We start from the raw sequence: 20,365 nt of genomic DNA, 5'->3' as shown, positions 1-20,365 counted from the left end.
GATGCAGCCGCACACACCGATGGAACGTCAACGCCCTGCTCCGCCGACCGCGCTCCACGCGGCGGGACAGAATGCGCTGCCGCCGGTGCGCAGCGCAGCGGTGCCGCATCCGGAAGGCGTGCCGACGCCGCAGGGCGCGCAGCCCGGCAGCCGGAACGAAGCGCCGCGCGCCCTGCCGCAGCCGCGGCTGGACAACACGGCACAGATTCCGCAGCCGCGTCCGCGCCCCGATTTCCAGACGCCGGCCCAGCATGGGCAACCGCCATCGGAACGGGCGGCCCCTGCGCCGCAACCTCACCCCGAATTCGCGCAACCGGCGCCGCATCGCGAAGTCGCGCCGCCACGTGTGAACGAGTACCGTCCGCCGGCCCCCGCCGTGCATGACATGCCGCGCCCGCAGCCGCAGGCGCCGCGCATGGAGCCGCGGCCACAACCCGCGCCGCGTATGGAGCCACGACCGCAACCGGCGCCACGCATGGAACCACGCCCGTCGATGCCCGCACCGCACATGGAACCGCGGCCGCAACCGGCGCCGCACGTCGAGGCGCCACACCCGAGCAACCCGCCGCCGCAAGGCGGTCACGAAGAGCGGCATCGCCAATAAGTGCCGCAAACGTGAAACAAAAAGGCCCGACCGGTATCAGCCGGTCGGGCCTTTTTCCTGCGGGGCGCGGATCGATGCATCCGCGCGGCCCGAGTCGCGCGATCAGACCGCCATCGGCGCGGTCAGCGGCTCATGGTGGCGGTAGCCGACGAGCGAGAAATCGGACGGCTCGATCTGCTCCAGCCACTCGGGCGCGTAGACGCCCGTCTTCGCGTATTCCGGCACGCGCTCGGCAATCTCGAGCCGCGGGCTGTCGTAAGGCTCGCGCGTGAGCTGGCGCTGCAGCATGTCGAGCTGGTTCTCGTAGATATGGGCGTCGCCGATGAAGTACGTGAACCAGCGTGGCGTATAGCCCGTCAGCCGGCCGACGAGTTCCAGCAGCGCCGCCCCTTCCGTCAGGTTGAACGGCGTGCCGAGGCCGACGTCGTTGCTGCGGATGTACAGGCACAGCGAGATTTCACGCTTTGTCGCATTCGGCAGGAACTGGTACAGCAGATGGCACGCGGGCAGCGCGATCTGGTCGAGCACGGCCGGATTCCACGCGTGAAACAGGATGCGGCGGTCGGCCGGATTCTCCATGATCGTGTCCAGGCACTGGCGCAACTGGTCGATCGCCTTGTACAGCAGCACCTTCGGCGCGCCGTCTTCGTCGAAACGCGTGACGATCCGGAAGCCGCGGCGCGTCGCATCGTCGATCTGCGCGTCGGCACCCGCGTCGAGCACCTTGTAGCCCGGCCACTGGCGCCATTGCACGCCGTACACGTCACCGAGATCGTCGACGCCCTGGCGGTACGGGTTCGCGAGCCATTGCGCGTTCTCGTTTGCGTTCGCGTCCCACACCTTGCAGCCGAGTGCGCGGAAATCGGCCGCGCTGCGCGACGCGCGCAGGAAGCCGACCAGTTCACCGATCGCGGACTTGAACGCGAGCTTCTTGGTCGTCACGGCCGGGAAGCCTTGCTGCAGGTCGAAGCGCAGCATCGCGCCCGGCATGCTGATGGTACGGATCCCCGTGCGGTTCTCCTGCCAGGTGCCGGTATCGAGAATGGTACGAACGAGGTCGAGATACTGTTTCATGCGGGTTCCTTCGGCCGCGAGGGCGGCCGTACCCGCCAATTTTAGCAAGCGTGATGCGGAAGCTCCGGTAACGGCGCCGAAAACCCTGCCAGCGTGTCGCCGCGGTCGCGCATGCCGTGTGCGCACATCAGCCGGTAGAGCGTGACGCGCGACACGCCGAGTTCGCGCGCGGCATCCGCGAAACGTCCGCGATGTCGCAACAGCGCCTGCTCGATTGCCTGCCGTTCGGCCGCCTCGCGCGCCTCCAGCAACGACACGGGCGCGAGCGTCGCAAAGTCGTTCAGCTCGAGATCGGCCGCGGTGATCATCCGGCCCTCCGACATGACGATCGCGCGACGCACGCGATTGATCAGCTCGCGCACGTTGCCCGGCCACGAATAGCCATACAGCGACGCGACCGCGTCAGGGGAAAAGCCGCGCAGGCGACGATGCGCATCGCCCTTGAAACGCTCGAGCATGTGGCGCGCGAGCACCTCGATATCCTTGCCGCGCGCGCGCAGCGGCGGCTCCTCGATCTTCAGCACGCACAGGCGATGGAACAGGTCCTCGCGGAACCGCCCTTCGCGCAGCGCCGCCTCCATGTCAACGTGGGTCGCGCAGATCACGCGCACATCGACCGGCACCGACACATGGGCACCCAGCCGCTCGATCTTGCCTTCCTGCAGGAAGCGCAGCAGGCTCGCCTGGCTTTCTAGCGGCAAGTCGCCGATTTCATCGAGAAACAGCGTGCCGCCGTTGGCGGCCTCGACGCGGCCGATCTTGCGCTGGTTCGCCCCGGTGAATGCGCCGCGCTCATAGCCGAACAGTTCGGCCTGCAGCAGCGTCGACGGGATCGCGCCGCAATTGATCGCGATGAACGGCGCCTGCGCACGCGACGAACGCTCGTGAATCGCAACCGCCGTCAGTTCCTTGCCCGTACCCGATTCGCCGGAGATGAACACCGGCGCGTCGGTTGCCGCGACGCGACGAATCGTCCTGAAGAGCCCGAGCATCGCATCGCAGGTCCCGACCATTTCGCCTTCGCTGCGTCCGGCGCCGACGGGCGGTGCAACGGGTTCGGTCAGCGCAACCATCCCGTGTGCATGACCGACGGTCTCGACGATCCGCGACGTCTCGTACGGCATCGTCACATAGTCGAAACAGTAGTCGCGGATGAGATGGCGCAGCGTAGCGTCCTGCAACTGGCCGCGGCGCGTCGCCGCGATCCAGCCGATGTGCTGAATGCTCAGACAGGTTTCGAGTTCGCGCAGGTCCGAGGGCTTGAAGCCCGGCGAAAAATCGAGCAGCCCGGCCGTTGCGACACCATGCTGTACGACGCGCCGTACGTCTCGCACGGTCTCCGCGAGATCGACACGCCAACCGCACTCGTCGAAATGGCCGCGCAACGCGTCGTTCGGTTCGCGCGAATAGTAGATCACGTGCCGCTGATCGGCTCCCATATGCTCACCCCGTTCATCAACCGTCTAACGATTGCCGTGCACGCCAGATCACGTGCGAAAAGGATCGAATCGGGTCAGCCGAAGGCGGCTCGATTCGCCATGCCGATGCGCGACGACAAAGCCTCGCATGATGGCGCTTATCTTGCGTCCAGTTATTTTGATCAAGACAGCTTAGTTATAGGCACTGAATACGACAATCCGATTTCAGCGCGGTGAGCGACGCGGCCGTATCGCTCAGGAGGTCGATGAATGTCAATCGTCTGCACATAGCACCCGCGCAGCGATACGTTCTGTCATCAACACTTGCGACGATTTTCATCCTTGAAGCGTATCGATTGAATCCGCAGTATTCCCGAGCCCCCTCGTTTCAGGCCTGAAACATTTTCCGTCGTTTTCCGACACAATTCGCAACGCTTGAGCACGAATCGCAGTCTCGACAACGGTCCCGGCGCGATGGCATGCATTTCGCTGAACATGGAAACCGTCGGAGACAGCGACCATGCGCAAACATCTTTTACTTTCTTTCGTGCCGATGGCCATTGCGGTCGCGGCCGCCGGCCCGCCCACCCCCGCACGCGCAGACGACAGCACGAATCCGGATCGCGCCATGCTGCTTGCGGCCAACGCGCCGAGCATGCAGCACGGCAACGGGTTCGGCATCGTGACCGTGTCGTCACCGCAACCGCTGCCGGCCGGCAGGACGTCGGTGACGCTGTGGGACGAAATCCCGCCGCCTCAATTGCCGATGCCGCTCCCGGCACCGCAGCCGGGCGACGTGCAGCACGCGATGGAAGGCACCGCGCAAGGCAGCACACATCAATGATGCACAAGCCGGTTCATTTGATAAGGATGACGTATTGATTTGAGCGAGCCGGATGACATCGATCGGATGCCGGCATCGTCGATCTCGCAACACGAAACGGTTTTTGTGCTCCGTCCCCCGGCGGGCACTCTTTTTATTCATTCCGTCGCCGCGACGCATTGCCTCGAGCGTCGCGGCGCGCAGTGCAGAAGCGGATACGCGCACCCGGAACCGGCGCGCGCCGCCGTTCCGGTAGAATCGGCGCCATTCCGGTTTTCCTTTCCCCGACCTTCATGACGACGTTGACCCTGATCGTCGCGCGTGCCCGCAACGGCATCATCGGCCGCGACAACCAGTTGCCCTGGAAACTTCCCGAAGATCTCGCCTTCTTCAAGCGCACGACGATGGGCGCACCGATCGTGATGGGCCGCAAGACCCACGAGTCGATCGGCCGGCCGCTGCCGGGCCGCCGCAATATCGTCGTCACGCGCGACGCGACGCGTCGCTTCGACGGCTGCGACACGGTCACGTCGCTCGCCGATGCGCTGGCGCTCGCCGCGCGCGACGGCGTGCCCGAAGCGTTTCTGATCGGCGGCGCGCAGCTCTACACGGAAGGTCTCGCACTCGCCGACAAGCTGGTCGTCACCGAGATCGATGCCGACTTCGACGGTGACGCCTCGTTCCCGGCGCCCGACGCCGCGCAGTGGCAGGAAGTGTCGCGCGATGCGCACCATGCGGCCGCGCCGAACACGTTCGGCTACGCGTTCGTCGTCTACGAGCGCAAGCGCGGCTGATACATCACGCGCCATGAAAAAAGCCCGACCGGCTCATGCCGGTCGGGCTTTTTGTTTGATGGCGGCCGATGCCGCGCGCCGCTTACTGCCCGGCGATCGTCATCTGCTCGATCAGCACCGAGCCCGTTTCCTTCGTGCCGCGCACGATCGAATCGGCGCCGATCGCAACGATATGCCGGAACATTTCCTGCAGCGTGCTCGCGACGGTGATTTCCTCGACCGGATACTGGATCACGCCGTTCTCGACCCAGAAGCCCGCCGCACCGCGCGAATAGTCACCCGTCACGTAGTTCACGCCCTGCCCCATCAGCTCGGTCAGCAACAGGCCCGTGCCGAGCTTCTTCAGCATCGCGTCGAAATCGTCGCCTGCCTGCGTGTTCGAGCTGCGCAGCGCGAGATTGTGCGAGCCGCCCGCGTTGCCGGTGGTCTGCGTGCCGAGCTTGCGCGCCGAATAGGTCGACAGGAAGTAGCCTTCGACGACGCCATCCGTGACGACGCTGCGCGCACGCGTGCGCACGCCTTCCTCGTCGAACGGCGCGCTGCCCATCGCGCGCGGCACGTGCGGATCCTCGACGACCTGGATGTGCGGTGCGAACACCGGCTTGCCGAGGCTGTCGACGAGGAACGACGTCTTGCGGTACAGCGCGCCGCCGCTCACCGCCTGCACGAATGCGCCGAGCAGGCCGGCCGCGAGCGGCGCCTCGAACAGCACGGGCACCTTGCGGGTGTCGAGGCGGCGTGCGCCCATCCGCGCCAGCGCACGCTCGGCCGCGTAACGGCCTACCGCTTCGGGTGCCGCGAGATCGATCGCGCTGCGCTTCGACGAATACCAGTCGTCGCGCTGCATGTGACGGCCGCTGCCCGCGATCGGTGCGCATGCGATGTAGTGGCGCGAGTACGGGTAGCCGGACAGGAAGCCGCGCGACGTGGCCAGCACGAATTGCGAATGCTGGGCCGACACGCTTGCGCCTTCCGAATTGCGGATCTGCGGGCTGACCGCGAATGCGGCGTCTTCCGCGCGGCGGGCCAGTTCGACCGCCTCGTCGGCCGTCAGCGCCCACGGGTGGTACAGATCGAGGTCACGCGGGTCGGTTTCGAGCAGTTCGGCCTCGGCCAGGCCGGCCGCTTCGTCCTCGGCCGTGAAGCGCGCGATGTTGTACGCGGCGGCGACGGTATCCTTGATCGCGCCCGGCGAAAAATCCGACGTGCTCGCGTTGCCGCGCTTCTTGCCGATGAACACGGTCACGCCGACCATCTTGTCGCGGTTGTGCTCGATCGTTTCGACCTCGCCGCGGCGCACCGACACCGACAGGCCGTCGCCCTCGGAGATTTCGGTCGCGGCGTCCGTCGCGCCGAGTGCCTTCGCATGGCGAAGGATGTCCGAGGCGATTTCTTTGAGCTGGTCCTGCGTGTGCGGGAAATAGCGCGCTTGTACGTCGAGATTGGCTGCCATCGTCTAGATATCCGGTGGCGGGCGGGCGCCCGCATGTTCAAAATGTTGCGTATCCCGCGATCATAGCAAGGTCCGGGGCCGGGCACCGACAAGCTTGGGGTGTCCGCGGCGCGATACAATGCCGTCCATGACACGCAAAACCCGAATCCAGCCGATCGAGCATGCCGCCGAAGACGACGACAATGGCTACGATCGCCCCAGCAAATCCCAGTTGAAGCGCGAGATGCACGAGCTGCAGGTGCTCGGCCAGGCACTCGTCGATCTGCCGAAAGACGCGCTGAAACGCATGCCGATGCCCGAAAGCCTCGCCGACGCCGTGCGCGAGGCGCGCCGAATCACCGATCACGAAGGCAAGCGCCGCCAGCTCCAGTACGTCGGCCGCGTGATGCGCTCGCTGACCGACGACGAGACGGCCGCGCTGCGCACCGCGCTCGACGCGCAACGCGGCGTGAACAAGGCCGCGACTGCCCGCCTGCACTGGATCGAACGCACCCGCGAACAGTTGCTCGCGAACGACGACGCACTAACCGAATTCCTGCGCCAGCACCCGGAAGCCGATATCCAGGAAGGCCGCACGCTGATCCGCAACGCACGCAAGGAAGCGCAGCAAGGCAAGCCGCCGCGCTATTTCCGCGAGCTGTTCCAGTGGATCAAGACCGCCGGCGGCACGTCCAATGCGGACGACGAAGCGGCGGACGACGCCGGAGACGACCATGACGACGACGAAGCCTAACCATCCGGACGAGCTCGTCGTCGGCCTCGTGTCGATCAGCGACCGCGCGAGCACGGGTGTCTACGAGGACAAAGGCATTCCCGCGCTGCAGGAATGGCTCGCCGGCGCGCTGGTGTCGCCGTGGCGCGCCGAAACGCGCCTGATCCAGGACGATGCGCCCACGATCTCCGCCACGCTCGCCGAGCTCGTCGACGTCGCGGGATGCGACCTCGTGCTGACGACGGGCGGCACGGGCCCCGCGCGCCGCGACGTGACGCCCGAGGCCACGCTGGCCGTGGCGACGAAGGAAATGCCGGGATTCGGCGAACAGATGCGGCAGATCAGCCTGAATTTCGTGCCGACCGCGATCCTGTCGCGGCAGGTCGCGGTGATCCGCGAGACGGCCGACCATGCGGCGCTGATCATCAACCTGCCAGGCCAGCCGAAGTCGATCCGGGAAACGCTCGAAGGGCTGCGCGATGCCGACGGCAAGTCGACCGTCGCCGGCATCTTCGCCGCGGTGCCCTACTGCATCGACCTGATCGGCGGCCCGTACATCGAGACCGACGCCGCGGTGGTCGCGGCGTTCCGGCCGAAAAACGCTCAGCGCGCACCGCGCTAAGCGTGTGCCGGCCCGCTCAGGCGGCCGGCGCGGACTCGCCGGCCGAAGCAGACGCGGCCGGAATCAGGAAATGCTCGCGGTAGTACTTCAGCTCGTCGATCGACTCGTGGATGTCCGCGAGTGCGGTATGCATTGCCCGCTTCTGGAAGCCCTTGTAGATCGCGGGCTGCCAGCGGCGGCACAGCTCCTTGAGCGTGCTCACGTCGAGGTTGCGGTAGTGGAAGAACCGCTCGAATTCAGGCATCCAGCGTGCCATGAAGCGGCGGTCCTGGCAGATCGAGTTGCCGCACATCGGCGACTTGCCGGGCGACACGTATTGCGCGAGGAAGGCCTGCAGTTGCTCGGCGGCGTCCGCTTCGGTCACGGTCGACGCGCGCACGCGGTCGATCAGGCCCGAGCGGCCGTGCGTCGACTTGTTCCAGTCGTCCATCTTCGCGAGCGTTTCGTCGCTCTGGTGGATCGCGAACACCGGGCCTTCGACGGCGATGTCGAGCGTGGAATTGGTCACAACGACCGCGATCTCGATGATGCGGTCGTTATCCGGGTCGAGGCCCGTCATCTCCATGTCGAGCCAGACGAGGTTCAACTCGTTGCGCACGAGCGCGGGCTGGCTGGTGGAAGCGGCGGTATCGGTCATGAGTCATCCTGGAAAATGGCGGACGGCGCGCGGCGCCGCCCGGGCGGCCGGCATCGCATCAGCGGGGCCGGTCCGCAAGAACATATAATTCTCGCATAGAACCCTTTGGCGCCTTCGATGTCACCCTTTTCGTTCACCCTGCTGTTCGCGCTCGCCGTGCTCGCGATGGTCGTCACCAAGCTGTGGCTCGCGTCGCGGCAGATCCGCTTCGTCGCGGCGCACCGCAACAGCGTCCCCGCGCAGTTCAGCGCAACCATCCCGCTGACCGCCCACCAGCGCGCGGCCGACTATACGGTCGAGCGCACCCGGCTGACGATGCTCGAAATCGTCGTCAGCGCGGCCGTGCTGGTCGGCCTCACGCTGCTCGGCGGCGTCGGCGCACTCGACACGCTGCTCACCGGCTGGATCGGCCGCGGCTACGGGCAGCAGGTCGCGCTCGTCGCGGCGGTGCTCGTGATCACGAGCGTCATCGACGTCCCATTCGAGTATTACCGACAGTTCGGGATCGAACAGCGTTTCGGCTTCAACCGGATGACGAAGCGGCTGTTCTTTACCGACATGCTGAAGAACTCGCTGCTCGGCGCCGCACTCGGCCTGCCGCTGCTGTTCGTCGTGCTGTGGCTGATGAACCAGGCCGGCAGCCTGTGGTGGCTGTGGACCTGGATCGTCTGGGTCGCGTTCCAGATGCTTGTCCTGCTGATCTATCCGACCTTCATCGCACCGATCTTCAACAAGTTCGAACCGCTGAAGGACGATGCGCTGCGCGCGCGCATCGAGTCGCTGATGAAGCGCTGCGGCTTTGCGGCGAAGGGGCTGTTCGTGATGGACGGCAGCCGCCGCTCCGCGCACGGCAACGCGTACTTCACGGGCTTCGGCGCGTCGAAGCGGATCGTGTTCTTCGACACGCTGCTCGCGCGCCTGTCCGGCCAGGAAATCGAGGCCGTGCTCGCGCACGAACTCGGCCACTTCAAGCGCCGCCACGTAATGAAGCGGATGCTCGTGTCGTTCGTGCTGAGCCTCGTGCTGCTCGCGCTGCTCGGCTGGCTTGCACAACGCACGTGGTTTTACACGGGGCTCGGCGTCACGCCGTCGCTCGACACGAGCAACGCGGGTGCCGCGCTCGTGCTGTTCTTCCTCGCGATTCCCGTGTTCCTGTTCTTCGCGACGCCGTTCGGCAGCCTCACGTCGCGCAAGCACGAATTCGAGGCCGACGCATTCGCGGCCAGCCAGACCGACGCGCAGGATCTCGTCAGCGCACTCGTGAAGCTCTATGAGGACAACGCGTCGACGCTGACGCCCGACCCCGTCTACACGGCTTTCTACTACTCGCATCCGCCTGCGTCGCAGCGGATCGACCGCCTGATGCAGCACGCATGAGCCGGCCGACCTCCCGCAAGCCGGCCCCGCGCGCGTCGAATGCGCAACGGGTCGAAGGCCGCGTGATCGCGGCGCACGGGCGCCACTACATCGTCGCGCCTGACGATGGCGGCCCGATGCTGCAGTGCTTCCCGCGCGGCAAGAAGAGCGATATCGCGGTCGGCGACCGTGTCGTGTACGAACTCGCATCGGCCGACCAGGGCGTCATCGTCGAGATCGGCGAACGGCGCAACCTGCTGTACCGTTCCGACCAGTTCAAGTCGAAGCTGTTCGCGGCCAACCTCGACCAGTTGCTGATCGTGCTCGCGACCGAGCCCTACTTCAGCGAGGACTTGCTCGGCCGTGCGCTGATCGCCGCCGAGGCAAACGAGCTGAAGCCGCTCGTCGTGCTGAACAAGATCGACGTCGAAGCCGCGCTGCCGGTCGCGCGCGAGCGCCTCGCACCCTACCGCGCCCTTGGCTACGACGTGCTCGAGCTGTCGGTGAAGGGCTCGCCCGACGACGCGCGCGCACAATTGATGCCGCACCTCACCGGGCATTCGACGATCCTGCTCGGCCAGTCCGGGATGGGCAAGTCGACGCTCGTGAACCTGCTCGTTCCCGATGCCGAGGCCGCGACGCGCGAGATTTCGGCCGCGCTCAACAGTGGCCGTCACACGACGACGTTCACGCGCCTCTACCCATTGGAGGGCGGCGGCGCGCTGATCGATTCGCCGGGCTTCCAGGAATTCGGCCTCTACCACCTGACGGAAGGCCGTCTCGAGCGCGCCTTTCCGGAGTTCCTGCCGCTGCTCGCCGACTGCCGTTTCTATAATTGCCATCATCTGCACGAACCCGGCTGCGCGATTCTCGAAGCCGTCGCCGACGGCCGAATCGCACCGTCGCGGCATGCGCTGTATGCGCAGCTCGTGCACGAGGCGAGCCAGATCGTCCGCTGATCGCGCGGCACGCGCGCGGCGGCCAGCCGGTGCCGTCCGGGCCGGCTTTCACCGACAGGAGCCGCGATGCGTTTCAAGGCACCCGATCTTGCGACGGCGCAGCATTGGGCCAACGTGCTTCAGGTGGCCGGCATCGGTTGCGAGTTGCATAACTGCTACGCAACCGGCGCACTCGGCGGCCTGCCCGCCGACGCGTGCACGCCCGAACTGTGGCTCGACGACGAACGCGACGACGCACTCGCGCGCCGGCTCCTCGATGCCGCGTCGCACGGCCCGTCGGCCGGCGCCGCACCGTGGTGCTGCCGGCAGTGCGGCGAGGCGCTCGAAGCCCAGTTCACCGCGTGCTGGCAATGCGGCGCCGTGCGCGATCCGCTAGACGACTGACCCACAGCAAAAAGGCCGGCTTCAAGCCGGCCTTCTGCCTTTCATCGGGTACCGCACTGCCCCGTCAGGACACCCAGACGGCGAGCGTCAGCATCAGCAGCAGAATCATCCACAGGATCACCGCGCGCCAGACGAGGCCGACCGCGGATTGCAGCGTACGCGGCGTGCAATCGTCACCGACCGTCAGCGGGCCGCTGTCGCCAACTGCCAGCGCATCGAGGCTCGACGGTTCCGCGAGCGGCCCGGCGAGACGTGCGCCGAGCGCGCCGCTGCCGGCTGCCAGCAGGACGCCATCGTTCGGATCGGGCCACTGGCGCGTGTGGTTGCGCCACGCATAGATCGCGTCCTCGAAATTGCCGACGATCGCGAAGCCGAGCGCGGTCAATCGCGCGGGAATCCAGTCGATCACGAAGAACGCGCGCTGCGCGAACGTCGAGAAGGCCGCCGTGCGGTCGTCGCCCGGCGTCGACCAGCTGCGCGCGAGGTATTCGGAAATCCGGTACAGCACGGCGCCGGCCGGGCCGATCGGCAGCACGTACCAGAAGAACACGCCGAACACGTGGCGATGCGATGCGACAACGGCGTGAATCAGCGTATGGCGAACGATTTCGCCGACCGGCATGTCGACCGTGTCGATGCCTGTCCACTCGTGCAGGATTTCGCGTGCACGCGGCACGTCGTCATTATTGAGCGCGAGGTGGATGTCGGTGAAGTAATGGCTGAACTGACGGAAGCCGAGCGTGAAATACACGACGACGACGTTCCAGATGAATGCGAGCACGAAGCTCACCTTGAACAGCAGGAAATAGATCAGCGCGACGATCAGCACCCACGGCAGCACGACCGCCAGCCAGGCGAGGATGCCGTGCTTCTGCTTGCCTGCGTCGAGACCATGCGCGACGGTTTCCGCATGAAACTGGAACAGCGCGAACACCGGATTGTTCGGCGACAACGCGCGGACCTGTTCAATGATGAGGGCGAGGAGAACCGAAAAGAAAGTCATGCGTGGCGCCGTCTTCGGAGTTATGTCATTTTTTGCATAACGATAGCACAGCGTAAGCACCGGATGGCTGCCGGTGCGGTCGCCCGGCGGCCGGCCGCGCGCCCCAGACGCCGTGTGCGCCTAGCCGGCGGCCAAGAAGCGGTACAGATTGCGCAACATGCCGGCAGTTGCGCCCCAGATGAAGTAATGCCCGCCGGGTTCGCCATTCGGATAGGGCATCGCAAAAAAACGACGCTCGCCGCCTTCCCAGCGAAACACACGGACCTGATGGTTCGCGGGATTCATCAGGAACTCGAGCGGCACCTCGAAAATCTCGGCCACTTCGAACGTGTCGGCCTGCACGGTGAACGGTGGATGCACGAGGCCAACTACCGGCGTCACGCAGAAGCCCGTACCGGTCAGGTAGTCGGGCAGCGCGCCAAGGATCTCGACGCGCTTGTCGGCCAGCCCGATCTCTTCCTTCGCCTCGCGCAACGCGGTTGCGGTTGCATCGCGATCGAACGGTTCGCGACGACCGCCGGGGAAGCTGATCTGTCCGGCGTGGTCGTTCAGGTGGTCGGCGCGCTGGGTCAGCAGCACGGTGAGGCCGGACTCGCGAACGACCAGCGGCACGAGAACGGCCGCGCTACGCAGGTCGACGCCCTTCTGCAGCCTCGCTTCGCCAGGCTCGACGCTCCATTCGAGCGTGCGCGCGAATCGGTCGCGCAGGCCGGACGGCGTCATCAGTCGGGAATCGATAGCCGGCAGGCCGGCGCCGGTGCCTTCGACCGGCAGGACTTCGGGATCGATGATGGGGCGGCGATTCAATGGGGCTCTCGGGTTCGTGTCGTATCGAGCATATTCTCGCGCCAGAATGAAAAAAGCACCCGGTTGGGTGCTTTTTCCTTACAGCTCTTACTCTTGGGAAGCTGCTGCGGTGCGATCCTTCGACACCAGCTTTTCCTTGATACGAGCCGACTTGCCCGAACGCTCGCGCAGGTAGTACAGCTTCGCACGACGCACATCACCGCGGCGCTTCACGACGATGCTTGCCAGCAGCGGCGAGTACGTCTGGAACGTACGCTCGACGCCTTCGCCCGACGAGATCTTGCGGACGATGAAGTTCGAGTTCAGGCCACGGCTGCGAATCGCGATCACGACGCCTTCGTAAGCCTGAACGCGCTTGCGGTTACCTTCAACCACGTTCACGTTCACGATAACCGTATCGCCCGGGGCGAATTCGGGGATCGTCTTGCCGGCGAGCGCGCGCTCGATTTCTTCCTGCTCAAGTTTTGCGATCAGATTCATTACTGACTCCTTATGCCATCGTGTCGGCGTTGGCACCCGCCTGCTTCCAGGCCTGGCCCCGATAGAGGATGGATTCACATCAGGCGCCGCGCACGCATGCACGGCACCGCCAATTCCCGCTCGCGCAGCCGCCTCAGGAGGCGTCCTTCGCTTCGCGTGCGAGGTTCGCAAGCCACGCCTCGTCGGCACGGCTCAACAACTTCTCGCGGCGCGCCCGGACGATCAGGTCCGGCCGCTTCCGCAACGTATTTCTCAATGCTTCCTGGCGCCGCCACCGCTCGATCTCGGCATGATGCCCGCCGAGCAGCACGTCCGGCACGCGCACGCCGTCGTATTCCTCGGGGCGCGTGTAGTGCGGACAATCGAGCAGGCCGTCGGCGAAACTGTCCTGCACGGCCGACAGCGAATCGTTCAGCACACCAGGCAGCAACCGCACGACTGCATCCATCATCGCCATCGCTGGCAATTCTCCGCCGGACAGGACGAAATCGCCGAGGCTGATTTCCTCGTCGACGCAACGATCGAGCAGGCGCTGGTCGATCGCTTCATAGCGGCCGCACAGCACGACGACACCGGGCTCCTGCGCCATCCGCACCGCACGATCATGCGTGAGCGGCGCGCCCTGCGGCGACATCATCACGACACGCGTGCTCGCGATACCCTGTTCCGCCTGTGCCGCTTTCGCGGCATCGATCGCGGCTTCGAGCGGCCTGGCCAGCATCACCATGCCCGGACCACCGCCGTATGGACGATCGTCGACCGTACGGTAGTTGTCCGTCGTGAAATCACGCGGATTCCAGGTGCGCAGCCCGAAGCGCCCTTGCTTGACGGCCCGGCTGGTGATCCCCCAGTCGGTCAGTGCACGGAACATCTCGGGAAAGAGCGAGACGACATCGAACTGCACCGCGCTCTCGGTAACCTGGTTCATTTCAGTAATCGGCTTCCCAGTCGACGACGATGCGACGCGCCGCCTGATCCACCGTTTTGACGTATACGCCGACGAACGGAATCAACCGCTCGTCGGTGGTCGGCTGACCGTCTTTGCCAGACGCCGGATACTCGACACGCATGATCGAATGCACGCCATTGTCGATCATCCCGCTCACCTTCCCGAGTGCCACCGATTGCTCGTTGACGACGTCGAGACCGATCAGGTCGACCCAATAGAATTCGTCCGCGGCCAATGCCGGGAAATCTTCCCGGCGCACGAACACGCGAAAACCGCGCATAGCGAACGCGGCATCGCGGTCGCTGACGCCCGCGGGTTGCGCAACGACGGTGTCGCTGTGCGCCTTCGACTGCATGATGCGGACCGAAAGCCGCTCCGCACCGCGTTCCAGCCACCAGTGGCGCGCCTTGAGCAGTGCATCGCCGCCGCGACCGGCGTCGGCGTGCGTCGCCACCTTGACCCAGCCCTTCAGGCCATAGGCGTCGACCACCGCCCCGACCTCGACGGCATCGTCGGGCCAGGCTTGCGCCTCTTCGAGACTGCCCTGTTCGGCAGCCTGACCGGCGTTCGCGACAGCGTCGCGCTCGACCGGCTTGCGGACGAATGCGCCAAACGACGCACGCCCGCGCCTTGCATTACCGGAATCGTGACCCGCCATTAATGCACCTCAAAGCCGGCACGACCGGCACACCGTGCCATGTTAGGCAGCCGGTTGCGCCTTTTGCGCTTCCTTCACGAGACGCTGGACGGTCGGCGACAGTTGCGCGCCAACGCCTTGCCAGTACGTCAGACGATCCTGAGCGATACGAAGCGACTCGCCCTTCGTAGCGACCGGGTTGTAGAAGCCGACGCGTTCGATGAAGCGGCCGTCACGACGGTTGCGCGAATCGGTAGCAACGATGTTGTAGAACGGGCGCTTCTTCGAGCCGCCACGAGCCAGACGGATGATAACCATATGATGTCCTTCGGGAAAACCGGGTTCGAAACTACTGAAACACGCGATTATAGCCGGAAACCAGAGGTACAACAAACACTTACGAGGAAAAAATCCGGAGGCGGGCTATCCGCCGGGCATACAATCGTCGTGTCCAGGACGTTCCACACCGTCATGCCGCCCCTTCGCGCCGCCTCGATGCGCCGCGTGCAGCACCGTTTTGCGGCGCTGCTTGCCGGCCTTGCCTGCCTCGCGTCCGCACTGGCGTTTGCCGCGCCGTTGCCGGTGGGTGAACTCGTCGTGCCGCCCGGCTTCCACGTCGAAGTGCTGACCGACGCGGTACCGACCGCCCGCGAAATGACGTGGTCGCCGCGCGGCATCCTGTATGTTGGTACACGGGAAGGCCGCGTGCATGCGTTCGTGATGCATGAGGGCCGGATCAGCGCGCGCTACGTGATCGCATCCGGGCTCGACATGCCCGTCGGCGTCGCCTACCGTGGCGGCGCACTCTATATATCCGCGGTATCGCGCATCCTGCGTCTCGATCATATCGACGACCGGCTCGCCACGCCGCCCGCCCCCGCCGTCGTCACCGACGCGCTGCCGACCGAACACCATCACGGCTGGAAATTCATCGCGTTCGGCCCCGACGGCAAGTTGTATGTGCCGACCGGCGCACCGTGCAACGTCTGTCTCGCCGATCGCAGCCGCTACGCGATCATCGCACGCATGAAGGCGGACGGCAGCGGGAGCGAGGTTGTTGCCCGCGGCGTACGCAATACGGTCGGCTTCGCGTGGCATCCCGATTCGGGCGAGCTTTGGTTCACCGACAACGGGCGCGACATGATGGGCGACGACGTGCCCGACGACAAGCTGAACCGCGCGCCACGCGTCGGCCTCGACTTCGGCTTTCCTTACTGCCATGGCGGCGACACGCCCGATCCCGAATTCGGCAGCGCCGACGTATGCCGCCGTTATGTGCCGCCCGTATTGAAACTCGGCGCGCATGTCGCGGCACTCGGCATGCGCTTCTATACAGGGCCGATGTTTCCGGCGTCGTATCGCAATAACATCTTCATCGCCGAACACGGCTCGTGGAATCGCAGCACGAAGGTCGGCTACCGCGTGATGCGCGTCGTCGTCTCGGCCGATGGCAGCCAGGCGCGCCAGACCCCGTTCGTCACGGGCTGGCTGCGGCCCGACGGCACGGTTTGGGGGCGCCCGGCCGACGTGTTGCCGCTGCCGGACGGCTCGCTGCTCGTCAGCGACGACTACGCGGGCGCGATCTACCGCGTGACCTATGCGGCACCTTGACGCAGGACAGGGGTGACCGGGCCCGACCGGGCATCGTAGAATGCGTGCCGGGCCGCGCGCCCGCGCCGGCCCGCCGGCCGCCCATGCCAACGACAATACGCCGCCATCCATGTCCAGCAGCACCGCACCGTCCCGCCGCTTTCGCTCCAAGACGCTCACCGCCGCCCTCGCGTTCCTGTTCGGATCGCTCGGCGCGCACCGCTTCTATCTGTATGGCTTTCGCGACGTGTTCGGCTGGGCACACCTGCTCGCAACGATCGTCGGCATCCCGGGCTTCCTCCTGCTCGCCGCGACCCAGCGCAGCGCCAGCCTCGGCTGGTGGCTCGCGGTTCCCGGCGCGATCTCGCTGCTGGCAGCGTTCCTCGCCGCGCTCGTCTACGGGCTGCGCCCCGACGAAAAATGGGACGCGCAATTCAATGCGGAGACGGGCAAGCACAGCAAGTCGGGCTGGACCGTGATCTTCGTGGTGATCTTCTCGCTGCTGATCGGCGCGTTCCTGCTGATGACCGCGCTCGCGCTGTCGTTCCAGACGTATTTCGAGTCGCAGGTCGAAGCGGCCAAGCAGATTTCGCAGTAAGCGTAACGGCCGCTACGCACCGGCGCCCCGAGCCGGTTCACCACGCCGGTCAGAACAGGTTCAATTGCATGTCGTCGCGCGGTTGCGCCGACCGCGTGCCGGCTGAACGAACAACAACACGCGGCGCCGGCGCGGCGGCGGCCGGCGCACCGCGAAACTGCGACAGATCGAGAATGCCGTTCGTGCGCTCATTCAGCCCGAGCCGCTTGACGGCCTGGCGGAAGCGCTGCCGCAGCAGGTCGGCCCAGATCCCTTCGCCCTTCATCCGTTTCGAGAAATCCGAGTCGTAATCTTTCCCGCCGCGCATGTCGCGCACGCGGTTCATCACGCGCTCCGCGCGATCGGGAAAATGCGCGGCAAGCCAGTTCTTGAACAGCGGCGCGACTTCCCACGGCAACCTCAGGATGATGTAACTCGCATGCGTCGCGCCGGCTTCCGCGCACGCCTCGAGCAAGCGCTCCATGTCGGGCTCGGTGACGAACGGAATCACCGGGGCAATGCTCACGCCGACCGGCACGCCCGCCTCGCTCAGCGCACGAATCGTGCGCAACCGGCGCGCCGGTGTTGCCGCGCGCGGCTCGAGCGTGCGCGCGAGATCGGCATCGAGCGTCGTGATCGTGACCGCCGCCATCACCTGCCCACGTTCGGCCATCGGCGCGAGCAGGTCGAGATCGCGCTCGATCAGCGACGACTTCGTGATCGCGGCGAACGGCAACCCGCGATCGTGCATCACCTGGATCACGCTGCGCGTGATGCGCAGGTCGCGCTCGACCGGCTGGTAGGCATCGGTGTTGACGCCGAGCGCGATCGGCTCCGGCACGTAGCGCTTGCGTGAAATCTCGCGCTCGAGCAGTTCGGCCGCGTTGACCTTCGCATAGATGCGGCTTTCGAAATCGAGCCCCGGCGACAGGCCGAGATAACTGTGCGTCGGCCGCGCGAAGCAATAGATGCAGCCGTGCTCGCAGCCGCGATACGGATTGAGCGATACGCTGAACGGAATGTCGGGCGACTGGTTGTGCGTCAGGATGCTCTTCGCACGCTCCTCGAAGACCTGCGTGCGCAGCGGCGCGGGGAAATCGGTATCGTCCGATTCGTGCGTCCAGCCGTCGTCGACCGCTTCGCGCTGCGCGATTTCGTATCGCCCCTGAAGGTTGTCGACCGCGCCGCGCCCCTTGCGGGGCACGGGCGGCGCTACCGGAAATTCGTTGTCGGATCGATCGTCCATGTGCCCACCCATTCGCCTGCGCCCAATACTGTACATTTATACAGTATTGGGCGCAGCATGCCAAGGGCGGGATAAAGGGCCCGACAGCCTGCCGCAGACGCGTCAGTCGCCCACGGCGATCGTCAGCGTCTCCTTGATTTCTTCCATCACGACATAGCTCTTCGACTGCACGGCGCCGGGCAACTGTAGCAGGATGTCGCCGAGCAGCTTCCGGTAGTCGGCCATCTCGCCGATCCGCGCCTTGATCAGGTAGTCGAAATCGCCGGACACGAGATGACACTCGAGCACCTCGTCGATCTTCATCACTTCCCGGCGGAATTGCTCGAACATGTTGCCGCCCTTGTGGCCGAGCGTGATCTCGACGAACACCAGCAGCGCGGCATCCAGCTGGTGCGGGTCGACCCGCGCGTGATAGCCGGTGATCACGCCATCCCGCTCCATGCGCCGCACACGCTCGATACACGGCGTGACGGTCAGTCCAACCTGTTCCGCGAGGTCTTTCATCGCCATCCGGCCGTCGTCCTGGAGCAGTTTCAGGATGCGTCGGTCGAGCTTGTCGAGCGAGCGTACGGGCTGACGTTGCGTTCTCATTTGTTTATGCTGAAAACCTGAAAAATACGATAACAAAACCTACACATTCGACAATACCATAGCGCAAAAAACTAGATCAGCTAGAGGTTACACGGAGACGCAGGTGCGCCCGGCCTCGATCTGGTCCCTTCCATCTGGAGCAGCTATGCGAGTCGTCATTCTGGGCAGCGGTGTGGTGGGCGTGGCAAGCGCGTATTACCTCGCGCGCGCCGGTCATGAAGTCACGGTGATCGACCGGGAGGCCGGCCCGGCGCTTGAGACGAGCTTCGCGAACGCAGGCCAGATCTCCCCCGGCTATGCCGCGCCGTGGGCCGCACCCGGCGTGCCGCTGAAGGCCGTCAAGTGGATGTTCGAAAAACACGCGCCGCTCGCGATCCGCCTCGACGGCACGCGCTTCCAGCTCCAGTGGATGTACCAGATGCTGCGCAACTGCACGGCCGAGCGCTATGCGGTCAACAAGGGCCGCATGGTCCGCCTCGCCGAATACAGCCGCGACTGCCTGCAGGCGCTGCGCGCCGATACCGGCATCCAGTACGAAGGCCGCACGGGCGGCACGCTGCAACTGTTCCGCACGCAGCAGCAACTCGACGGCGCGGCGAAGGACATCGCCGTCCTGCAGGAAGCAAACGTGCCGTTCGAACTGCTGTCGCCGGCCGACCTGAAGAAAGCCGAACCGGCGCTTGCCGCCGTCTCGCACAAGCTGACGGGCGGCCTGCGCCTGCCGGGTGACGAAACGGGCGACTGCCAGCTGTTCACGACGCGCCTTGCAGCGCTCGCCGAATCGCTTGGCGTGAAGTTCCGCTACAACACGCCGATCGATGCACTCGCAATCGCGGGCGGCAAGATCGCCGGCGTGCAATGCGGCAGCGAGACGGTGCGCGCGGACGCATACGTCGTCGCGCTCGGCTCGTACTCGACCAGCTTCATCTCGAACCTGATGAAGATCCCCGTCTACCCGCTGAAGGGCTATTCGATCACCGCGCCGATCGTCAACGAAGCGGCCGCGCCCGTGTCGACCGTGCTCGACGAGACCTACAAGATCGCGATCACGCGTTTCGACCAGCGCATCCGCGTCGGCGGCATGGCGGAAATCGTCGGCTTCGACAAGAAGCTGCGTGCCGCGCGCCGCGAAACGCTCGAAATGTGCGTGAACGACCTGTTCCCGGGCGGCGGCGACACGTCGAAGGCAACGTTCTGGACGGGCCTGCGCCCGATGACGCCGGACGGTACGCCGATCGTCGGTCGCACGCCGGTGTCGAACCTGTTCCTGAACACCGGTCACGGCACGCTTGGCTGGACGATGTCGTGCGGCTCGGGCCAACTGCTCGCCGACCTGATCTCGGGCAAGATGCCCGCGATCCAGGCCGACGACCTGTCGGTGCATCGTTACCTGAAGGACGTGGCCGGCCAGACGCGCCCGGCATACGCATAAGCCGCGGCTGCCTGCAGCAATGCAGGCAGGCGAGCATGAGTAAGGCGCCCCTCGGGGCGCCTTTTTCGTTTCACCGGATGCGTGGCGGAATCAGAACTGGTCTTCCGTCAACGCGAGCACGCCCTCGTTGCCCTTCGTGCCGACGATCGACGCTTCGAATGCGCCTGCCTGCACCAGCACGTGCTCCGCATAGCATTGCGCGATCGCGATCTTCGCA

The 20,365-nt window shown here is 65.6% G+C and carries 23 protein-coding genes and 1 pseudogene; 12 read left to right on the top strand and 12 right to left on the bottom strand.

Going from position 1 to position 20,365, the window contains the following annotated elements:
• A pseudogene (locus tag G3O00_RS43510) lies at positions 1–604 on the top strand (hypothetical protein); the annotation flags it as partial.
• Positions 605–706: 102 nt separating this feature from the next.
• On the opposite strand, the gene G3O00_RS27310 reads toward G3O00_RS43510, so the two are convergent.
• Together G3O00_RS27310 and G3O00_RS27305 are read right to left on the bottom strand one after the other, a co-directional pair.
• On the bottom strand, positions 707–1,678 hold the full coding sequence (locus tag G3O00_RS27310) for a thymidylate synthase (RefSeq protein WP_011351372.1): 972 nt from the start codon (positions 1,676–1,678) through the stop codon (positions 707–709).
• Positions 1,679–1,719: 41 nt separating this feature from the next.
• Positions 1,720–3,117: a sigma-54 dependent transcriptional regulator gene (locus tag G3O00_RS27305; RefSeq protein WP_011351371.1), complete on the bottom strand. Its 1,398-nt coding sequence runs from the start codon at positions 3,115–3,117 to the stop codon at positions 1,720–1,722.
• Between G3O00_RS27305 and G3O00_RS27300 the strand changes: the two genes are divergently transcribed.
• From G3O00_RS27300 to G3O00_RS27290, 3 genes are all read left to right on the top strand, one after another.
• On the top strand, positions 3,097–3,333 hold the full coding sequence (locus G3O00_RS27300) for a hypothetical protein (RefSeq protein WP_241025353.1): 237 nt from the start codon (positions 3,097–3,099) through the stop codon (positions 3,331–3,333). The genes G3O00_RS27305 and G3O00_RS27300 overlap by 21 nt on opposite strands.
• Before the next feature lie 283 nt (positions 3,334–3,616).
• On the top strand, positions 3,617–3,940 hold the full coding sequence (locus G3O00_RS27295; protein ID WP_174934567.1) for a hypothetical protein: 324 nt from the start codon (positions 3,617–3,619) through the stop codon (positions 3,938–3,940).
• A gap of 272 nt (positions 3,941–4,212) precedes the next feature.
• Positions 4,213–4,713, top strand: a complete 501-nt coding sequence (locus G3O00_RS27290; RefSeq protein WP_174934565.1) for a dihydrofolate reductase — start codon at positions 4,213–4,215, stop codon at positions 4,711–4,713.
• 82 nt (positions 4,714–4,795) lie between these two features.
• On the opposite strand, the gene pmbA is transcribed toward G3O00_RS27290, so the two are convergent.
• Positions 4,796–6,166 (bottom strand): metalloprotease PmbA, encoded by a 1,371-nt coding sequence (gene pmbA / locus G3O00_RS27285; RefSeq protein WP_206144878.1) that lies wholly within the window; start codon positions 6,164–6,166, stop codon positions 4,796–4,798.
• A gap of 127 nt (positions 6,167–6,293) precedes the next feature.
• Here pmbA and yjgA point away from each other — a divergent pair, with 127 nt between their 5' ends.
• On the top strand, positions 6,294–6,899 hold the full coding sequence (yjgA, locus tag G3O00_RS27280) for a ribosome biogenesis factor YjgA (RefSeq protein ID WP_277396355.1): 606 nt from the start codon (positions 6,294–6,296) through the stop codon (positions 6,897–6,899).
• A complete protein-coding gene (mog, locus tag G3O00_RS27275) occupies positions 6,880–7,500 on the top strand; it encodes a molybdopterin adenylyltransferase (protein ID WP_206144877.1) in 621 nt (206 codons plus the stop codon). The genes yjgA and mog overlap by 20 nt, the downstream gene beginning before the upstream one ends.
• Positions 7,501–7,516: 16 nt before the next feature.
• On the opposite strand, the gene orn is transcribed toward mog, so the two are convergent.
• A complete protein-coding gene (gene orn / locus G3O00_RS27270; RefSeq protein ID WP_206144876.1) occupies positions 7,517–8,137 on the bottom strand; it encodes an oligoribonuclease in 621 nt (206 codons plus the stop codon).
• 117 nt (positions 8,138–8,254) lie between these two features.
• Between orn and G3O00_RS27265 the strand changes: the two genes are divergently transcribed.
• The 3 genes from G3O00_RS27265 (at position 8,255) to G3O00_RS27255 (ending at position 10,836) form a co-directional block, all read left to right on the top strand.
• Complete coding sequence (locus tag G3O00_RS27265; RefSeq protein ID WP_206144875.1) at positions 8,255–9,514, top strand: M48 family metallopeptidase; 1,260 nt, start codon at positions 8,255–8,257, stop codon at positions 9,512–9,514.
• Positions 9,511–10,452, top strand: coding sequence for a ribosome small subunit-dependent GTPase A (rsgA, locus tag G3O00_RS27260; RefSeq protein WP_206144874.1), 942 nt, complete (start codon positions 9,511–9,513; stop codon positions 10,450–10,452). Before G3O00_RS27265 ends, rsgA begins: the two co-directional genes overlap by 4 nt.
• A gap of 66 nt (positions 10,453–10,518) precedes the next feature.
• Positions 10,519–10,836 (top strand): DUF2007 domain-containing protein, encoded by a 318-nt coding sequence (locus G3O00_RS27255; RefSeq protein WP_206144873.1) that lies wholly within the window; start codon positions 10,519–10,521, stop codon positions 10,834–10,836.
• A 64-nt stretch (positions 10,837–10,900) separates the two neighbouring features.
• Here the strand turns inward: G3O00_RS27255 and G3O00_RS27250 are convergent, their stop codons facing one another.
• The 6 genes from G3O00_RS27250 to rpsP form a co-directional block, all read right to left on the bottom strand.
• Positions 10,901–11,839, bottom strand: coding sequence for a CobD/CbiB family protein (locus tag G3O00_RS27250; RefSeq protein ID WP_011351361.1), 939 nt, complete (start codon positions 11,837–11,839; stop codon positions 10,901–10,903).
• A gap of 120 nt (positions 11,840–11,959) precedes the next feature.
• Positions 11,960–12,646 (bottom strand): CoA pyrophosphatase, encoded by a 687-nt coding sequence (locus G3O00_RS27245; RefSeq protein ID WP_206144872.1) that lies wholly within the window; start codon positions 12,644–12,646, stop codon positions 11,960–11,962.
• An 87-nt stretch (positions 12,647–12,733) separates the two neighbouring features.
• Positions 12,734–13,126: a 50S ribosomal protein L19 gene (rplS, locus tag G3O00_RS27240; protein ID WP_011351359.1), complete on the bottom strand. Its 393-nt coding sequence runs from the start codon at positions 13,124–13,126 to the stop codon at positions 12,734–12,736.
• A 133-nt stretch (positions 13,127–13,259) separates the two neighbouring features.
• Positions 13,260–14,054, bottom strand: a complete 795-nt coding sequence (gene trmD, locus G3O00_RS27235; protein WP_011351358.1) for a tRNA (guanosine(37)-N1)-methyltransferase TrmD — start codon at positions 14,052–14,054, stop codon at positions 13,260–13,262.
• Between the two features lies 1 nt (position 14,055).
• Positions 14,056–14,733 carry a ribosome maturation factor RimM gene (rimM, locus tag G3O00_RS27230; protein WP_206144871.1) on the bottom strand — a complete coding sequence of 226 codons (678 nt, stop codon included), beginning with the start codon at positions 14,731–14,733 and terminating at the stop codon, positions 14,056–14,058.
• 42 nt (positions 14,734–14,775) lie between these two features.
• The gene (gene rpsP / locus G3O00_RS27225; protein WP_006476550.1) at positions 14,776–15,030 is read right to left on the bottom strand and encodes a 30S ribosomal protein S16; all 255 of its coding nucleotides are present in this window, start codon (positions 15,028–15,030) and stop codon (positions 14,776–14,778) included.
• Positions 15,031–15,183: 153 nt separating this feature from the next.
• Here rpsP and G3O00_RS27220 point away from each other — a divergent pair, with 153 nt between their 5' ends.
• A complete protein-coding gene (locus tag G3O00_RS27220; RefSeq protein WP_206144870.1) occupies positions 15,184–16,323 on the top strand; it encodes a PQQ-dependent sugar dehydrogenase in 1,140 nt (379 codons plus the stop codon).
• 109 nt (positions 16,324–16,432) lie between these two features.
• Positions 16,433–16,900, top strand: a complete 468-nt coding sequence (locus tag G3O00_RS27215; protein ID WP_069249241.1) for a TM2 domain-containing protein — start codon at positions 16,433–16,435, stop codon at positions 16,898–16,900.
• Positions 16,901–16,949: 49 nt separating this feature from the next.
• On the opposite strand, the gene G3O00_RS27210 is transcribed toward G3O00_RS27215, so the two are convergent.
• Complete coding sequence (locus G3O00_RS27210) at positions 16,950–18,137, bottom strand: PA0069 family radical SAM protein (RefSeq protein ID WP_206144869.1); 1,188 nt, start codon at positions 18,135–18,137, stop codon at positions 16,950–16,952.
• Between the two features lie 90 nt (positions 18,138–18,227).
• Positions 18,228–18,716: an Lrp/AsnC ligand binding domain-containing protein gene (locus G3O00_RS27205; RefSeq protein WP_011351353.1), complete on the bottom strand. Its 489-nt coding sequence runs from the start codon at positions 18,714–18,716 to the stop codon at positions 18,228–18,230.
• Between the two features lie 145 nt (positions 18,717–18,861).
• On the opposite strand from G3O00_RS27205, the gene G3O00_RS27200 reads away from it, so the two are divergent.
• The gene (locus tag G3O00_RS27200) at positions 18,862–20,148 is read left to right on the top strand and encodes a D-amino acid dehydrogenase (protein ID WP_011351352.1); all 1,287 of its coding nucleotides are present in this window, start codon (positions 18,862–18,864) and stop codon (positions 20,146–20,148) included.
• Positions 20,149–20,365: the final 217 nt, after the last annotated feature.

It is taken from the genome of Burkholderia sp. Ac-20384, assembly GCF_017104605.1.
GTDB lineage: Bacteria > Pseudomonadota > Gammaproteobacteria > Burkholderiales > Burkholderiaceae > Burkholderia > Burkholderia lata.
This window is presented reverse-complemented; position numbering and strand designations above follow the sequence as displayed.

Bases quoted from the DNA above. Each gene is read 5' to 3' on its own strand.
- G3O00_RS27295 (WP_174934567.1), top strand. From the start codon at position 3,617: ATGCGCAAACATCTTTTACTTTCTTTCGTGCCGATGGCCATTGCGGTC.
- G3O00_RS27205 (WP_011351353.1), bottom strand. From the start codon at position 18,716: ATGAGAACGCAACGTCAGCCCGTACGCTCGCTCGACAAGCTCGACCGA.
- G3O00_RS27265 (WP_206144875.1), top strand. From the start codon at position 8,255: ATGTCACCCTTTTCGTTCACCCTGCTGTTCGCGCTCGCCGTGCTCGCG.
- rpsP (WP_006476550.1), bottom strand. From the start codon at position 15,030: ATGGTTATCATCCGTCTGGCTCGTGGCGGCTCGAAGAAGCGCCCGTTC.
- rimM (WP_206144871.1), bottom strand. From the start codon at position 14,733: ATGGCGGGTCACGATTCCGGTAATGCAAGGCGCGGGCGTGCGTCGTTT.
- G3O00_RS27215 (WP_069249241.1), top strand. From the start codon at position 16,433: ATGTCCAGCAGCACCGCACCGTCCCGCCGCTTTCGCTCCAAGACGCTC.
- G3O00_RS27310 (WP_011351372.1), bottom strand. From the start codon at position 1,678: ATGAAACAGTATCTCGACCTCGTTCGTACCATTCTCGATACCGGCACC.
- rplS (WP_011351359.1), bottom strand. From the start codon at position 13,126: ATGAATCTGATCGCAAAACTTGAGCAGGAAGAAATCGAGCGCGCGCTC.
- yjgA (WP_277396355.1), top strand. From the start codon at position 6,294: ATGACACGCAAAACCCGAATCCAGCCGATCGAGCATGCCGCCGAAGAC.
- G3O00_RS27210 (WP_206144869.1), bottom strand. From the start codon at position 18,137: ATGGGTGGGCACATGGACGATCGATCCGACAACGAATTTCCGGTAGCG.
- mog (WP_206144877.1), top strand. From the start codon at position 6,880: ATGACGACGACGAAGCCTAACCATCCGGACGAGCTCGTCGTCGGCCTC.
- trmD (WP_011351358.1), bottom strand. From the start codon at position 14,054: ATGAACCAGGTTACCGAGAGCGCGGTGCAGTTCGATGTCGTCTCGCTC.
- G3O00_RS27220 (WP_206144870.1), top strand. From the start codon at position 15,184: ATGCCGCCCCTTCGCGCCGCCTCGATGCGCCGCGTGCAGCACCGTTTT.
- orn (WP_206144876.1), bottom strand. From the start codon at position 8,137: ATGACCGATACCGCCGCTTCCACCAGCCAGCCCGCGCTCGTGCGCAAC.
- G3O00_RS27250 (WP_011351361.1), bottom strand. From the start codon at position 11,839: ATGACTTTCTTTTCGGTTCTCCTCGCCCTCATCATTGAACAGGTCCGC.
- pmbA (WP_206144878.1), bottom strand. From the start codon at position 6,166: ATGGCAGCCAATCTCGACGTACAAGCGCGCTATTTCCCGCACACGCAG.
- G3O00_RS27255 (WP_206144873.1), top strand. From the start codon at position 10,519: ATGCGTTTCAAGGCACCCGATCTTGCGACGGCGCAGCATTGGGCCAAC.
- rsgA (WP_206144874.1), top strand. From the start codon at position 9,511: ATGAGCCGGCCGACCTCCCGCAAGCCGGCCCCGCGCGCGTCGAATGCG.
- G3O00_RS27305 (WP_011351371.1), bottom strand. From the start codon at position 3,117: ATGGGAGCCGATCAGCGGCACGTGATCTACTATTCGCGCGAACCGAAC.
- G3O00_RS27290 (WP_174934565.1), top strand. From the start codon at position 4,213: ATGACGACGTTGACCCTGATCGTCGCGCGTGCCCGCAACGGCATCATC.
- G3O00_RS27200 (WP_011351352.1), top strand. From the start codon at position 18,862: ATGCGAGTCGTCATTCTGGGCAGCGGTGTGGTGGGCGTGGCAAGCGCG.